We start from the raw sequence: 597 nt of genomic DNA on the forward strand, positions 1-597 counted from the left end.
GTCGTACGGCAGCCCCGACAGCAGGCGCGAACCCGGCCCGGTCAGGCCGAGTTCCGTCGCCTCCGCCCGGGCCCGCTCGACCACCTCCGCCCCGGTGAACTCCCGCCCCGCCACGATCAGCGCCGGCTCCTCGGGGTCGACCGGCGCGTACGGCACGAACCGGTCGCTCTGCCCCGGCACCTCGACGGCGTAGTCGGCGAAGCCCTCCGGGGGCTGCGGGAAGCGTCCGCCGAGCGGCCTGAGCGCCAGCGCGATCCGCGCGCCCGAGCACGCCCGCGCCGCCTCGAGCGCGTCCGGGCCGCTCACCGCGACATCGGCCGCCGCCGNNGCGTCGTCGTAGAAGGTCACCAGGGGGCGTCCCGGGTCCGCGGCGAGTGCGGAACTCAGCAGGTCGGCGGGGGTGCGATCGGTGGCGTTCACCCGCGCAAGCGTACGCGGCCCCGCCGCCGCGCACCGAGCGCCCGGAGCACCGGTTCGGGGGAACGCGCCCCCGACGCCCCGTCACGTCCGCGATGGACAGATTTGTCTGACCATGTCCAAGATCAGGGGCATGCGTGGAATTCTTGCTCCCTCGATCGGTGCCACCTGCGCCGCCGC

At 75.5% G+C, this 597-nt stretch carries 1 pseudogene; it reads right to left on the bottom strand.

The features are described 5' to 3' along the window. Positions 1 to 420 (bottom strand): annotated as a pseudogene (locus B7L92_RS38800) (hypothetical protein); the annotation flags it as partial. Positions 421 to 597: the final 177 nt, after the last annotated feature.

The sequence above is a fragment of the Streptomyces viridosporus genome, from assembly GCF_002078235.1.
Taxonomy (GTDB): Bacteria; Actinomycetota; Actinomycetes; order Streptomycetales; family Streptomycetaceae; genus Streptomyces; species Streptomyces viridosporus.